General features: G+C 41.9%; 12 protein-coding genes and 2 pseudogenes. 12 read left to right on the forward strand and 2 right to left on the reverse strand.

What is annotated here, in order from left to right; all coding sequences use genetic code 11:
• Positions 1 to 319 precede the first annotated feature (319 nt).
• The 9 genes and pseudogenes from MKY20_RS14795 (at position 320) to MKY20_RS14835 (ending at position 10575) form a co-directional block, all read left to right on the forward strand.
• Positions 320 to 1315 (forward strand): thiamine pyrophosphate-dependent dehydrogenase E1 component subunit alpha, encoded by a 996-nt coding sequence (locus tag MKY20_RS14795; RefSeq protein ID WP_341001730.1) that lies wholly within the window; start codon positions 320 to 322, stop codon positions 1313 to 1315.
• A gap of 64 nt (positions 1316 to 1379) precedes the next feature.
• Positions 1380 to 2408: an alpha-ketoacid dehydrogenase subunit beta gene (locus tag MKY20_RS14800; protein WP_256815125.1), complete on the forward strand. Its 1029-nt coding sequence runs from the start codon at positions 1380 to 1382 to the stop codon at positions 2406 to 2408.
• Positions 2409 to 2426: 18 nt separating this feature from the next.
• Positions 2427 to 3641 (forward strand): dihydrolipoamide acetyltransferase family protein, encoded by a 1215-nt coding sequence (locus MKY20_RS14805; protein WP_341001735.1) that lies wholly within the window; start codon positions 2427 to 2429, stop codon positions 3639 to 3641.
• Positions 3642 to 3656: 15 nt separating this feature from the next.
• Positions 3657 to 5036 (forward strand): dihydrolipoyl dehydrogenase, encoded by a 1380-nt coding sequence (lpdA, locus tag MKY20_RS14810; RefSeq protein WP_341001737.1) that lies wholly within the window; start codon positions 3657 to 3659, stop codon positions 5034 to 5036.
• Positions 5037 to 5050: 14 nt separating this feature from the next.
• Positions 5051 to 6109: a 2,3-butanediol dehydrogenase gene (locus tag MKY20_RS14815; protein WP_019382247.1), complete on the forward strand. Its 1059-nt coding sequence runs from the start codon at positions 5051 to 5053 to the stop codon at positions 6107 to 6109.
• A 191-nt stretch (positions 6110 to 6300) separates the two neighbouring features.
• Positions 6301 to 8184: a sigma-54-dependent Fis family transcriptional regulator gene (locus tag MKY20_RS14820; protein ID WP_009333898.1), complete on the forward strand. Its 1884-nt coding sequence runs from the start codon at positions 6301 to 6303 to the stop codon at positions 8182 to 8184.
• A 583-nt stretch (positions 8185 to 8767) separates the two neighbouring features.
• The gene (gene purU / locus MKY20_RS14825) at positions 8768 to 9667 is read left to right on the forward strand and encodes a formyltetrahydrofolate deformylase (protein ID WP_341001743.1); all 900 of its coding nucleotides are present in this window, start codon (positions 8768 to 8770) and stop codon (positions 9665 to 9667) included.
• 278 nt (positions 9668 to 9945) lie between these two features.
• Positions 9946 to 10065 (forward strand): annotated as a pseudogene (locus MKY20_RS14830) (DinB family protein); the annotation flags it as partial.
• 21 nt (positions 10066 to 10086) lie between these two features.
• Positions 10087 to 10575, forward strand: coding sequence for a DinB family protein (locus MKY20_RS14835; RefSeq protein WP_251267021.1), 489 nt, complete (start codon positions 10087 to 10089; stop codon positions 10573 to 10575).
• A gap of 96 nt (positions 10576 to 10671) precedes the next feature.
• Here the strand turns inward: MKY20_RS14835 and MKY20_RS14840 are convergent, their stop codons facing one another.
• Positions 10672 to 11142, reverse strand: coding sequence for a DinB family protein (locus MKY20_RS14840; RefSeq protein WP_341001746.1), 471 nt, complete (start codon positions 11140 to 11142; stop codon positions 10672 to 10674).
• A gap of 271 nt (positions 11143 to 11413) precedes the next feature.
• Here MKY20_RS14840 and MKY20_RS14845 point away from each other — a divergent pair.
• Positions 11414 to 11627, forward strand: a pseudogene (locus tag MKY20_RS14845) (acetyl-CoA C-acyltransferase); the annotation flags it as partial.
• A gap of 134 nt (positions 11628 to 11761) precedes the next feature.
• Here MKY20_RS14845 and MKY20_RS14850 read toward each other — a convergent pair.
• Entirely contained in the window at positions 11762 to 12319 is a 558-nt protein-coding gene (locus MKY20_RS14850; RefSeq protein ID WP_256815137.1) for a helix-turn-helix domain-containing protein, read from the reverse strand.
• Between the two features lie 113 nt (positions 12320 to 12432).
• Here MKY20_RS14850 and MKY20_RS14855 point away from each other — a divergent pair, with 113 nt between their 5' ends.
• Together MKY20_RS14855 and MKY20_RS14860 are read left to right on the forward strand one after the other, a co-directional pair.
• Entirely contained in the window at positions 12433 to 13029 is a 597-nt protein-coding gene (locus MKY20_RS14855; RefSeq protein WP_341001750.1) for a LysE family transporter, read from the forward strand.
• 166 nt (positions 13030 to 13195) lie between these two features.
• Positions 13196 to 14773 (forward strand): helix-turn-helix domain-containing protein, encoded by a 1578-nt coding sequence (locus MKY20_RS14860; protein WP_341001753.1) that lies wholly within the window; start codon positions 13196 to 13198, stop codon positions 14771 to 14773.
• Positions 14774 to 14834: the final 61 nt, after the last annotated feature.

Here is a 14834-nt window from a genome sequence, read left to right on the forward strand (position 1 = left end):
TTAGTAAATATTTTAAGCAATTTCATTTATTTTTTTTCTCAGCTCTATAAGCAAAAATCAACTGCTAAAGCCAAAGAGAAATTAGAACTCGAAGCCATGATGGATGCTGCTCTCTTTGGTGCTGGCTGGCTTCTTCCGTCTGCAAAATAGAAATCCTTTTTAGTAGAAACATAAGTAGACAAATCGAGACACTGTCTCGTTTTGTCTATTTTTTTCGCGCAAAATTATACAAAAATTGCTGAATTTAGCGGCTTACTATCTTGGCACGGTTCTTGCAATTAATTTAGTTGAAATCTATTTTTCCAAGGAGGCTGAAAGAATGAAAGCATTGGAAAGCAGTAAAGATGTAGCTTTATCAAAGGAGAAAGCCCAGTGGATGTATCAAAAAATGGTTGAGATCCGTCAGTTTGAGGATCGAGTTCATGAGCTGTTTGCAAAGGGAATCCTGCCGGGATTTGTTCATTTATACGCAGGTGAGGAAGCGGTCGCTGTTGGGGTTTGTGCGCATTTAAATGACAAGGACAGCATAACAAGCACCCATCGCGGACATGGGCACTGCATTGCGAAAGGCTGTGATTTGGATGGGATGATGGCTGAAATTTATGGAAAAGTCACAGGGCTATGTAAAGGCAAGGGAGGTTCCATGCATATTGCCGACTTTGATAAAGGCATGCTTGGAGCCAATGGAATTGTAGGTGGAGGATTTCCGCTCGCCTGTGGTTCAGCACTTACAGCCAAGTATAAGAAGACTGAAAATGTAAGCGTTTGCTTCTTTGGTGACGGTGCCCAGAACCATGGGACTTTCCACGAGGGAATTAATCTGGCTGCGATCTGGAAGCTTCCTGTTGTTTTTGTTGCTGAAAATAATGGATATGCGGAAGCGACGCCATTTTCGTATGCATCGAGTTGTAAGTCCATTGTGGACCGGGCAATTGCCTACAATATTCCTGGCATCAAGGTGGATGGGAAGGATGTTCTGGCTGTATACCAGGCTGCTGAAGAAGCTGTTCAGCGGGCAAGACGCGGGGAAGGTCCGACACTGATTGAATGTGTGACATACCGGAATTATGGCCATTTTGAAGGGGACGCCCAAACCTACAAAGCAGATCAGGAAAAAGCAGAGCACAAGCAGGATAAAGATGCCATTCTCCTCTTTAGAAATCATTTGTTGAATGAGCAGCTGCTTGCTGAAAGGGAAGTTGAGGCAATTGAAGAATCTGTTGAGGCAGCAGTGAATCAGGCTGTAAAGTTCAGCGAAGAAAGTCCCTATCCGAATGCATCTGAGCTGTTAACGGACGTATATGTCTCTTATTAGTTATAAGAGTATACAAGACAATGTTTTGACTAAAGGACACTTTAAATAAAAGGAGGAGTCTTTCATGACAAGAAAGGTAAGTATGTCAGGGGCGATCAATGAGGCTATGAAACTGGCGATGCGCAAGGATGAGAATGTCATTCTAATGGGTGAGGATGTTGCCGGCGGAGCCCAGGTGGACCACTTACAGGATGAAGATGCATGGGGCGGTGTGCTCGGGGTCACGAAAGGTCTTGTCCAGGAGTTTGGGCGGGAGCGGATTTTAGATACACCGATTACGGAAGCGGGATATATGGGAGCTGCAATGGCTGCTGCATCTACCGGACTGCGTCCCATTGCCGAATTAATGTTTAATGATTTTATCGGAAGCTGCTTGGACGAGGTTTTAAATCAGGGGGCAAAATTCCGTTACATGTTTGGCGGAAAGGCCCAGGTTCCGGTCACGATCAGAACGATGCATGGCGCCGGATTTAGAGCCGCTGCCCAGCATTCTCAAAGTTTATATGCACTATTTACTGCAATCCCTGGTGTGAAAGTGGTCGTTCCATCAACCCCATATGAAGCAAAGGGATTATTGCTTGCGGCAATCGAGGATAATGACCCTGTCATCTTTTTTGAAGACAAGACCCTCTATAACATGACAGGTGATGTCCCGGAAGGCTATTATACAATTCCAATCGGCAAAGCAGATATTAAAAGGGAAGGTTCAGACGTGACGGTTGTAGCCATAGGGAAGCAGGTTCATACCGCATTGGAGGCTGCCGAACAGCTTTCTCAAAAAGGAATTGAAATTGAAGTTGTCGATCCGCGGAGCCTTTCACCATTGGATGAAGAAGCGATTCTTTCATCAGTAGAAAAGACAAATAGACTCATTGTGATTGATGAAGCGAATCCTAGGTGCAGTATAGCGACAGATATAGCCGCACTGGTGGCTGACAAAGGATTCGATTACCTTGATGCACCAATCAAACGGATCACAGCCCCTCATACTCCCGTACCATTCTCTCCGCCGCTTGAAGATCTTTATCTGCCAAAAGCAGAACGAGTGGTGAAAGTGGTATCGGAGTTATTAGGAACACCTCTTGAAGTGTAATGGGAAGGCGGGATAACCATGTCAGTAGAAGTTGTAATGCCAAAATTGGGAATGGCCATGAAGGAAGGAACGGTATCCATATGGAACAAGCAGGTCGGGGATCGGGTTGGAAAAGGAGAACCGATTGCAAGTGTCAGCTCGGAAAAAATTGAAATTGATGTAGAATCTCCAGCAGAAGGAACATTATTGGAAATTGCCGTTCCTGAAGGGGAAGGAGTCCCGCCGGGAGCTGTTATTTGTTATATCGGCAATCCTGGTGAAAAAATTGCTCCGGTGAGTGCCTCTGTACAAACTGAGGAGCCTAAAGCAGATGCTGAATCTCCAGAGAAGAGCAAGCAGGTGAAAAGCGGTGGAGACCGCGTAAAAATCTCTCCAGTAGCCAGAAAAATGGCAGAAGCGGGCGGCATCAATATTAGTGAAATCCAGGGCACAGGACCTGGAGGAAGAATTACAAAGGAAGATGTCCAGGAAGCTTTGAAACAATCCCGTGTGCAAAAGGCAGAAGAGGAGCAAATGGACAAATCCGCCTTGGAAACAGCTGAACAGGCTCAGGAAATGAAGGTTTCTGGCATTCGAAAGGTTATTGCAGGCAGAATGCATGATAGCCTGCAGCAGACCGCACAGCTGACGATGAACATGAAGGTGGATGTGACGGAATTAATCTCATTGCAGAAGCAAACAGCCGAAACGATCCAAAACCGTTATGAGAATAAACTGACGGTGACTGACTTTATCGCTCGGGCAGTGGTGCTTTCGCTTCAGCAGCATCCGCAAATGAATAGTGCCTATATTGATGAAACAATCCATTTATTTAAGCATGTGCATCTTGGAATGGCAGTTGCTATTGATAAGGGCTTAGTTGTTCCAGTTATTCGCCATTCTGAAAAGTGTTCACTCATTGAATTGTCAAGTAGCATTAAAACGTTGGCACAGAAGGCAAGAGTTGGGCAGCTGAGCAGCGAGGAGATGCAGGGATCTACCTTTACGATCAGTAATCTTGGCTCTTACGGTGTGGAACATTTTACCCCAATCTTAAATCCGCCGGAATCAGGGATCCTTGGAGTCGGAGCTGTCTATGATACGCCGGTTTTTAAGGGGGAAACAATAGAAAAAAGAAGCATCCTGCCTCTCAGTCTGACGTTTGACCACCGTGTCCTTGATGGAGCACCGGCAGCAGCGTTTTTACAAACAGTCAAACAGTTTTTGGAAGAGCCGGTTACGATGCTTTTATAGAAAGAAGGGAATGCTTTGGGATCGATCGCCATTATTGGAGGTGGACCTGCTGGATATGTAGCTGCCATTACGGCTGCCCAGCAGGGACAGGAAGTGACCATTATTGACCAAGGGCCTCTTGGAGGAACATGTTTAAATGAGGGCTGTATGCCTACAAAATCTCTGTTAGAAAGTGCTGAAGTGTACAGCCAGCTATATCATGCCAATAAGTTTGGGATTCGTCTGCCATCTGGGCTAATAGAAATTGATTGGAATGCGGTCCAGGATCGTAAAAACAGGATCGTTTCAACTCTTGTTCAAGGGATTCAATATTTAATGAAGAAAAATAAAGTGAAGGTAATTAAAGGAACGGCCTCTTTCAAGACAAGTCAGGTTCTGCAGGTTGTGAGCAATGGAAATCAGCAAGAAATGAAGGCCGATAACATAATCATAGCGGCAGGTTCCGAACCTGCCCCATTGCCCTTCGCCCCCTTTGATGGAGAATGGGTGATTCATAGCGGCCAGGCAATGTCACTTCAGTCGATTCCATCCTCGCTGCTGATTGTCGGCGGTGGTGTAATAGGCTGTGAGTTTGCCAGTATTTTCAGCAGAATGGGCACAAAAGTGACCATTGTCGAGATGGCGGGTCAGCTCCTTCCAGGCGAAGATGAGGATATCGCTGGTGTCTTACATAAACAGCTTGAAGAAGACGGCGCAGCGATTTACACTTCTGCTGCTCTCAAGCATTTGGAAGCAGCCCGGAAGAAAGCGTTCATTGAAGACGATAAGGGACTCCATGAAATTCAGGCAGACCGGGTTCTCGTTTCCGTTGGCCGCAAGCCTAGAGTCAATCACTTGGGTTTAGAAGGTGCAGGGGTTGACTTTTCCAATCAGGGGATCCATGTGAATGACCATATGCAAACAAACATCCCTTCCATTTATGCATGCGGTGACGTAGTCGGTGGAATTCAGCTTGCCCATATGGCTTTCCATGAAGGAAAAGTGGCGGCTTTAAATGCCTGTGGGATGGATGCTGTACTTCATGCCAGCGCTGTTCCCCGCTGTATTTACACATCACCTGAAATCGCAAGTGTTGGCTTAACAGAAAAGCAGGCGAGAGAAAAATATGGTGATATCAGAATGGGTGAGTTTCCATTCTCGGCAAATGGCAAGGCGCTAATCGCCAATGAACAGGCTGGAAAAGTAAAGGTTATGATCGATCCGGAATTCGGGGAAATCGTCGGAATTTCCATCGTGGGAGCTCATGCAACAGAGCTTATTGGGCAAGGAGCTGTCATGCTTCATGCAGAATTGACAGCAGACCTGATGGAAAATTTCATCTCCGCCCATCCAACCCTTTCTGAAGCCGTTCATGAAGCGCTGCTAAGTGCTGTTGGTCATGCTGTTCATGTATAAAAGGGGGGATTTGATTGAAAGCAGCTCTTTGGTATAACACAAAAGATATCCGTTTGGAAACAATTCCTGAGCCTTCTCTTGAAAAGGATCAGGTGAAAATAAAGGTTTCTTATTGTGGCATATGCGGGTCAGATTTGCACGAATATTTGGCCGGTCCCATTTTTATCCCAGTAGAAGAACCCCACCCCATATCGAAGGACAAGGCGCCGATTGTCATGGGTCATGAGTTTGCCGGGGTGGTCGCTGCCGTTGGGGAAGATGTAACTGGAATAGAAGTGGGGGACCGCGTGTGCGTAGAACCGATTTACAGCTGCGGAACATGCCGCTCTTGCCGTAAAGGACACTATAATGTTTGTGAACATTTAGGTTTTATCGGTCTTTCCGGCGGATTAGGCGGCTTTTCAGAATACAGTGTGGTGCCATCTAAGATGATTCATAAAATTCCGGACCATATGACATGGGAACAGGCAGCTCTAGTTGAGCCGGCAGCTGTTGCCGTTCACGCTGTCCGCCAAAGTGACATGAAGATTGGGGATTCAGTCGCTGTTATTGGAACAGGGCCAATCGGTTTGTTGGTTATTCAAGCAGCTAAGGCAGCTGGTGCAAGTAAAATCGTTGCAGTCGAGGTTTCCCCGGAACGAAGGGATTTTGCAAAACAGGCTGGAGCAGACCTTGTCATGGATCCTTTAGAAAGTGACCCCATTCAAGCCATAAAAGAATTTACTGATGGGCTTGGAGTTGATGTTGCATTTGAGGCAGCTGGCATCGAGGCTGCTATTCATACCGCAATTGAATCGACAAAACCGGAAGGGAATGTAGTGAATATCAGTATATGGGAAAAACCTGCCAGCATTCCGGTAAACCAATTTATTTTAACAGAGAGAAAGATGACTAGTATCATAGCTTATCGAAACATCTTCCCGCAAGTTATTCAATTGCTTGCGAATGGGCAAATGAAAGCAACAGAGTTCATCACGAAAAAAATTTCCCTTGATCAAATCGTTACTGAAGGGTTTGAAGCACTCACGAAAAATAAAAACCAAATTAAAATATTGGTAGATCCATCATTATAAGATCATTTCAGGCTTCGTGCTAATGCGCGAAGTTTATTTTTTTGAATATTCATAATAAGGAACCGCTGCTTATTGAAAGCGGATACATAATTTAATATAATAAACTTGAAAAATGCCTATTAACACTCAGAGACTCATGTTCAAATGAAATAAATGTATGCCGGAAAATTTTTCTGAATAGAGGGGGCTCCATGGATACTACTTTTTATTTTGATACTTGGAAGCGATTTGTTCATGAAGGTGTTCTTGACCAATCACGATTAGACAAACGAATTTTGGAATCCTGGTACCGATGTAAAAAAGAAAGAGTAAACCCATATTTGAATAAAGGCATGCATTTATTAACTGAAGAGGAATTACATAATAAGAAAGCTCAAAATTCACTGCTTATCGAAATGACTGACCCGTATTTAAAAAAGATGGATCCGATGATAAAAAGTTCTGGCATGATGGCATTATTGGTCGATCCTGATGGATATGTATTATCCCTATTAGGGAATGAAAAAACCTTAATGGATGCCAGCAGAATTAACTTTATGGAAGGCGTACGCTGGACTGAGGGCGCTGTCGGGACTAATGCAATCGGAACGGCATTGGCAACAAAAGAAGCAGTCATGATTCAGGGCCCTGAGCATTACTCTGTGGCTTCTCATCAATGGAGCTGCTCTGCCACTCCCATTATGGACGACCATGGAAGATTACTTGGAGTCATCGATGTTTCATGTCCCGTAGAGCAATCTCACCCTTTTATGATTGGCATGGTTACTTCCATTGCTTATGCGATTGAAAAAGAATTAATTAAGAGATCCCACAGAAAAGAAATCACCATGGTCCGGCAAGCATCCCAATTAGCTGAGACCCATCACAGCCAGCTCTTCATCGTGTGTAATCAGCACAAACAAATCATATCCGCAAGTAAACCCGTCCGTGAGAAAATACCGCAGGTCATTGGAATGAATCTGCAGGAATTACTGCATAACAGATACCGGATCAAGTCTGAAATGCCTATCTATACAAAGGAAGACAACTGTCTGAATGGAATCTGCCTTTTCCTGTCTGAAGTGAATGTGGCTCATCAAAAAGCTTGCTTCCTTCCCTCAAGACCAGCAGACTCCTTTGTATTTAAAGGGGAATGTGGAGTAAGTGAGATTTTCCAGAACACATTAAAGAAAGTGAAACTCGTTGCTCCAACAGATGCTACCGTATTTATCTCAGGGGAAACGGGTACAGGCAAAGAGTTGATTGCAAGGGCCATTCACGATAACAGCCCTCGCAAAAACGGCCCTTTTATCTCGTTGAATTGCGGAGCTATTCCTAAAGACCTTATGGAAAGTGAACTCTTTGGGTATGCAGAAGGGGCTTTTACCGGGGCAAAACGTCAAGGAAATAAAGGGAAATTTGAACAGGCTCAAAGGGGGACGATTTTTCTTGATGAAATTGGTGAAATTCCGCACACGATGCAGGTAGCTTTACTGCGTGTCCTTCAGGAAAGGAAGGTCACCCCTATTGGCGGAACCAAAGAAGTTTCTTTGGATGTCCGGATCATAACGGCGACACATCGTGACATTACTGACCTTGTAAAACGGAGAGAATTCCGTGAGGACCTCTATTACCGTTTAAATGTATATCCAATCGATGTTCCGCCCTTAAGAAATAGAAAAGAAGATATCCCGTATCTCATTAAGCATATTTGCCAAAAGAACAATTGGAGCATAGGCAGCATAGACATCCAAGATCTGATTACCAGATTAAGAGACTATGACTGGCCAGGAAACATAAGGGAATTAACCAATCTGATCGAACGGCTGCACATCATGCTCCCAGAACAACAGTCAGACTACACCATTTTAGAACAGCCTCCAGAGCTATTAAACTTGAATTATTCTTCCGCTTCAGCGAATCCGTTTGAAGAAGGCAAAGTGGAAGAAACAAGCTTAAACACACGTGAGAAAATCCAAAGGGATTTAATGCTGGACGCTTTAAAACGGACAAATGGAAATGTAACAGCAGCAGCAAAATTCCTTGGCATTCCACGAAGTACTTTTTATAAAAGGCTGAAGAAGTTTGGAATGTGATTATGAGAAACTAAGGACGGTTCTTTTGCTTTCAGGAAGAAAGCTAGGGAACCGTTTTTGACATGTATCTGTATGATGGAAGATTCCATTGGACTGCCCAAGAGGTGCAAAACTCTCGGTGTGTTTAAGAATTCACTCACCGTAGTAGGGCACCTTTATTATTTGCAGGATAGACACGGTCCCTTCTCTGTAAGGTCGAATCCAATCATTAACCTATTTAATCTTAAGGCTGTTTTCGCACAATGGTGAGACCCCACAGGCGCTGCGAGCCGAGGAGGCACACCGCCCCCGCCCCGCGGTTCGCTGAGCATCCTGGAGTGGAAATCAACCTCTTCTCACTCATTGTTTTTTAATCACAAAATCATAAAAAACAACAATCTTTTAGATAAAAAAGAGCTGCCGCTTATTCGAGTAGCTCTTTCGTAGACATTCCATTGAAAGGGCTGGCACCAAGACTTCAGCTTTACTCCATGTTTACTATCCCATAAACCCAAATAAATAACTTGATAAAAAATAAAAATATGCTTTTAAATCCAAACCAATAAGTCTATTATAGTTATTAAAATTAAAAAAGGAGATTCATATGAATTCATCTATTCAAGAACAACTTCAAGTATTTAGAGAAAGTCAAAAAAACAGGGGGCGGCTGCTTATCAATTGTCCTGATCAACCGGGTATTGTGGCTGCTGTATCCAAGTTTCTGTTCCAGCATGATGCTAATATTATTGAATCGAGTCAATATTCGACAAATCCAGAGGGTGGCACCTTTTTTATACGAATCGAGTTTGAATGTCCTGGTTTACAGTCGAAGGAAGAAGAGTTGAAGAGTCAATTTAAGGAAATCGCAGAAACATTTTCAATGGAATGGAAATTAGCATTTGTTTATGAATTGAAGAAGACAGCCATTTTCGTATCAAAAGAACTTCATTGTTTACGTGAGCTGTTATGGGAATGGCAAAGTGGTGATTTGCTTACCGACATCGCTCTTATTGTGAGCAACCACGAGGAAGCAAGAGAGATTGCAGAATCCTTGCATATTCCATTCTTTTACATACCAGCAAGTAAAGAAAATAGAGTTGAAGTTGAAGAAAGACAGCTGCAGCTTTTAAAAGAATTTGATATTGACTTAATCATCTTAGCAAGATATATGCAAATTTTGACGCCAGCCTTTGTGGGGGCTCATCCATTCAAGATCATTAATATTCATCACTCTTTCCTTCCTGCATTTGTTGGTGCGAGGCCATATGATCGAGCCCATCAGCGCGGAGTAAAAATAATTGGGGCAACGTCTCATTATGTTACAAACGATCTTGACGAAGGACCAATCATTGAACAAGATATCAAGCGTGTTGACCACCGGGATCATATAGATGATCTAAAAAAGAGCGGACGTTCTATTGAACGAAGTGTTCTTGCCAGAGCGGTTAAATGGCATTTAGAAGACCGGATTATTGTTCATGAAAACAAAACAATTGTTTTTTAAGGAAAAGGAGCAGTAATGAGTGCCTGTCCCTCAGTTTAGTAATGCATTTTCATGTGACCCCCCTGTCAAGTAGACATGGAAATATTAAAAAAGCTTTAGGCAGCTTTAGCTCTATATTCCATAGGGCTAAGGCCGTTTAAGTGTTTTTGGTTTCTGCTGAAGGTTTTACCGAAATGAAATGGCAAGATCTTGTACGACGATTAGACGAGGGATCAGCTTAGTGGCAAAATGAGATTGAGGCAGCCACGGAATCAAAATTGCATGAATAAATCCCCCATTTTCCTGTAGACGCGCTTTGGTGGGGGGCGTTATCAAATTTGTGCTCACATAACACTTATCATATTGGACAGATCATCTATATTCGAAAAGTCCAGGGTTCCAGGCAAAGTAAAGAGTAGAAAGAAAAGAGGATGGATACAATGGAGCGGAAGGAATATGAATGGGTCAAAGAGAATCGAGAAGTGCTCTTGGACTTTTGCAGTAAAATGGATCCAAAAGATTTTACGTGTGAAATGGGATTCGGCTGGCAGAGTGTGCGTGACACACTTGTTCATATAGCGAATTGTTATCATGGCTGGCTAGGATCATTTGTTTTATTAAAAACGAAGGAGCCTATCACACCTAGAGAAAACATTCCGACAATCGGTATCGAGGAAATCAGGACACTGTTTGAACAAGCAGATGCTTATGTGTATGAAGTTCTTGAGTCATTTTCTCAAAAAATGGATGAGTCAATCGTGCAGCCTATTCCTTGGAGAGAATCAACGGAGGAGATTTCAATGACTCCTCGAAAACTGTTCATGCATACTGTCACTCACGAATACCATCACAAAGGACAGATAATGGCGATGGCCCGCCAGTTAGGGTATGAACCGCCAAATACGGATGTTCTGGGGACGAGAGAGTAGATTTAGATAAGAAAGGATGCCCAATGGTGATATACGTAATATCGATGGGCACCCTTTGTCACTTTTAAGACTAAAATTAAAATGATCTTTCCTTTTTTAGCTCTTTACTCCTGTATGATGAATAACCCGTTCCATCGCTTGAATATGCCCCAAATGGTTTGCCTCATGAAATAACGCAAATTCGGCTAATTCACCAAAGGTTTCAAGTCCCAGAAATGGTTTATCTAGCTTTTCATTTAACCGTCCAGCTGGAATTTGCTGGATCCGGGCCAATTGATCCTTCAGCTGGATAATGAGCTCATCTGCTTCAGGTATATCACCTTTCCAATCAGCCGGCTTAGTACCGTTTCCAAATAATTCAATATAGTTTGCAGGGATATGGGTCGTTTTACGGGGAAAGCCGAACATAAACTGTTCACAGACCGTTAATACATGGCCAATATGCCAATGGATCGTGTTGTTAAAACCGTCTGGCTGTATACTTGCTACATCCTTTGATACGGACTCGATCTTTTTAATAAAATAACCTCTTGTCTTCTCAAACTGTTTAAACACTAGTTCATTCATTCTTTTCTCCCCTTCCAAATATTCTCATCTGTTAATATACCAAAAATCCGGAAAGATTAGGAGTGTCAATGGACTGAAAAATTGATTATTGTTGTCTTTGATATACGGCGAAGGTTTAGTTTGAAGTTAATAAATTTACATTTTGTAGATGGCAGGGCCTTACATCCAACCAATTATAATGTCACTTACTCAACGTTAAGCAAACCTGTAAGCTTTTCTTTATCAAACCGGTTGATGATATGCTGTGGGAACATTAACCGATTCCTATATACAATCATTAGCCGTAATCAAAGAATTGAAATTGGATTAGGAAGTCGTCAATGTGAATGGTGGCGCAATCGCTGGGACATCCAGTTGAAACGAATGGAGCCCGAATTAGTTATTCTCTGGCGCTGGAGATGAATGAAGGGAATGTGAAATATGGGCTTGGGTCACTTTGTATAGGCGGTGGGCAAGGAATTGCGCTATTACTGGAAAAACCTTAGAATACACACTTTATTGGTTAGATACACAGTATGAGAAAGACAAAAGGAAAGCAGCCCCGGGAGGCTGCTTTTTGTGCGGAAGGGTTTGTCAATTTAAGCTTTCAGTTGGATTTACGCCAATCATAGCAACGCATTTATTCTGCCGGATAAAATAAAATCATACTGACACGTGCCAAAGATTTCCCTGAATTATGATAGGTATGGGGCCGATCCGCTTTGAATCTGATGGAGTCACCGCTTTCTAATGTATATTCATCGTTATTAACCCGTATGGTGATTTCCCCATCAAAGACCACAATTAACTCTTCGGTTCCTTCGATATGTGGTTCAGCGCTAAGGTATCCGCCTTTGTCGATTTCGACGGTATACACTTCAAATCGCTTATCGTTTTCGAAAGGAAAGTAAGGGTATACCCGATACCTGCCATGATCCTCTGATAATGTCTGAATTTCCTTCTTCAAAACAACTTGAGTATCCGGCTGCGGATGATTAATCAGGGAGGTAAAAGAGATCTTTAGACCATTTGCGATCTTCCAAATGGTTGTGATCGTAGGGCTTGATTCACCCCGTTCAATTTGGCCGATCATCGTTTTGCTTACTCCCGTTAATTCGGCCACCTTCTCTAAACTTAATTTTTTGCTTTCTCGAAATGCCTTTAAATTCTTAGCAAGAATTAAATGTATTTCCTCCATGCCTGCATTCCTTTCATCTGTACAATATAACGTCTGTATAATACAATATATAGTAAATCGTTATAATGTCGTTTTTGTACATTATAACACACATGCAAAGGGGGAAAGCAGCTATGTCTTTATTATCTTTTTTCTTATATGTTTTTGTTACGAGCTTTACACCAGGTCCAAACAATATTATGGCCATGGTATTCGCTAACCGGTTCGGTTTAAGAAATACGATTCGATTTTGTTTGGGCGTAAGCGCAGGGTTCTTTGTCATAATGATAATTTGCAGTTATTTTAATCTATTGCTTCATCAATTCATTCCAAGGATTGAATTGATCATGACCATCATTGGGGTCCTTTATATGCTGTTTTTGGCCCTTAAAATGATGACCAGTAAATCGGATGACCAAAACAATAGTGAAGATAAGCATAACGGCTTTTTAATCGGGATGCTTCTGCAATTTATTAATCCAAAGGGGATCTTATATGGGGTTACCGTTATATCAACCTTTATCCTCCCATACCACACCTCACATACAAGTCTGATATTCTTTTCCATTTTCCTTGCATTTGTTGGTTTCCTGAGCACCTTTTGCTGGAGTGTTTTTGGATCGATTTTTCAATCCTTCCTGGCGAAGTATAGAAGTCAGTTTAATGTGATAATGGCTTTGCTGCTGGTGTATAGTGCCGGGTCGATTCTTGTGGGGTATTTCATTCGGTAAATGATTGAGCGGTCTTAATGATGGGGTACAGCCAAATGCTGTACCCCATACATGTTCAGTAGGTTTTATCCATTTTATTTATCATAAGGTGCCTTTATAATATTAACAAAATATTGAAAGAAATAAGAAATTCATAGATAAGTATTTATCCAAAGGGGGGAATCTTATGATTACAGTTGAAGACTTTGCAGATGTGTTGGAAAGGGATCATATTTTGCAGGTGAGCGGCGGCAGGCAAAATATGAATAAAGAGATTGCCTACTTAACAAGCATGGAGCTTACGGAAAAAACATCCCGAATGAAAGAAAAAGGGTTTGTTATGACTACGTTTCATGCATTTAAAGATGTGAAGCAAATGGTTAGCCATTTAGAATGGATGCAGGAGATCGGTATTAGTGCAATTGGTTTTCATACAGCAGCATTGAAAACAATTCCAAAGGAAGTTATTGACTACTCCCATACCCATTCTTTCCCGCTTTTTGAAATCCCCCAAGAGATTCCATACTATATCATCCACGAAAAATATAATAAGCTGGTAAATCGGAGGGAAAATGAACAGGCTTCGAAAATCCATAAATTAAATGAAAAACTGATGGAAATTGTTCTCCTCGAAAAGGATCTGAATTCTATTGTAAAAGTAATAGGAGAATATATAAACAATGTTGTGTGCGTGCTGGATCCGTATTTTGATTTGATGGCCTATTGGAAAACGAAAGAGCAAACCAGAGATGAGATTAAGCACCTGATTAATTTAATCATTAACCAGCATAAAGAGAACGTGTTAAAAGTGCGCTTCACCAATCGTGAAACCAATATAGCTGTGAAAATGGATGGTCTTGCTGAACAGAATTTCAAGGTAGCCCCGCTGTTTTCTAAGATGAGCTTTCTTGGATATCTGATCATTTGTCAAAATGGAACGGCGGATAAGTTTTCAGAAGAGGTCATAAAGAACGGTATACGTGCTTTAAGCTTAGCTGCCTATAATAAAAATACATTGCTTCACTATCAAAAGAGCAAAGATATCGAAATGCTGGAAAGTATTTTTCAAGGTGAGTCCGATGATAAGAGTCTATCTGACTTTTATATGGACCTTAAGAAGGTAAGATGCATTTTCCAGGTGCAATCCTCCTCTCCGGAAACACTTCAGTCCAAGCTTCAAATGCTCTCTGAGAGTTTAATAGAAAATGAAACAAACTCCCGATTATGGATTTATAACAGAAAAATTGTCGGGGTGATTGATTCAATTTTAGACAGAGAAAGGTTAGCAAAAATGCTGACAGATTATCCAGGAATTCGTATCGGTGTAAGTGCGATAGACGAGGTGAACCATTGCAGCAAAATGAAAGCGATGTATGACCAATCATCTGTTGGATTGCTGCATGGCCAAATCCATGATCAACAAATGGTGTTTTGGGATGAGATGGGGATTGAAAAAATAGCCTATAACTTACAATCCCATCATTTGTTTCAAAACTTTGATGAAGAATTACTGGGTCCATTGTTTGCCTATGATCAGGAAAAAAATGCTTCCTTAACTGAAACGCTGTATACATACTTAAAACACTTTTTCAATCTGCAAAAATCGAGCGGTGAATTATTTGTGCATCCAAATACGGTAAAGTACAGATTGCAGAAAATAACCGAAATAATGCAAGTAGATATTCAAAATCCATCCAATTATTCCATGCTGATGCTGGCATTTTCCATACATAGCTATAAACAGAAGGCAGATCCATTTCAATAGAATTGTTTAAAAGGGACAAATTACTGTCTCTTTTTTGTTTGTAGTGTACAATGATAAAAAA

Origin of the sequence: Cytobacillus sp. FSL W8-0315 (assembly GCF_038002905.1) — a bacterium.
Taxonomy (GTDB): Bacteria; Bacillota; Bacilli; order Bacillales; family Cytobacillaceae; genus Cytobacillus; species Cytobacillus pseudoceanisediminis.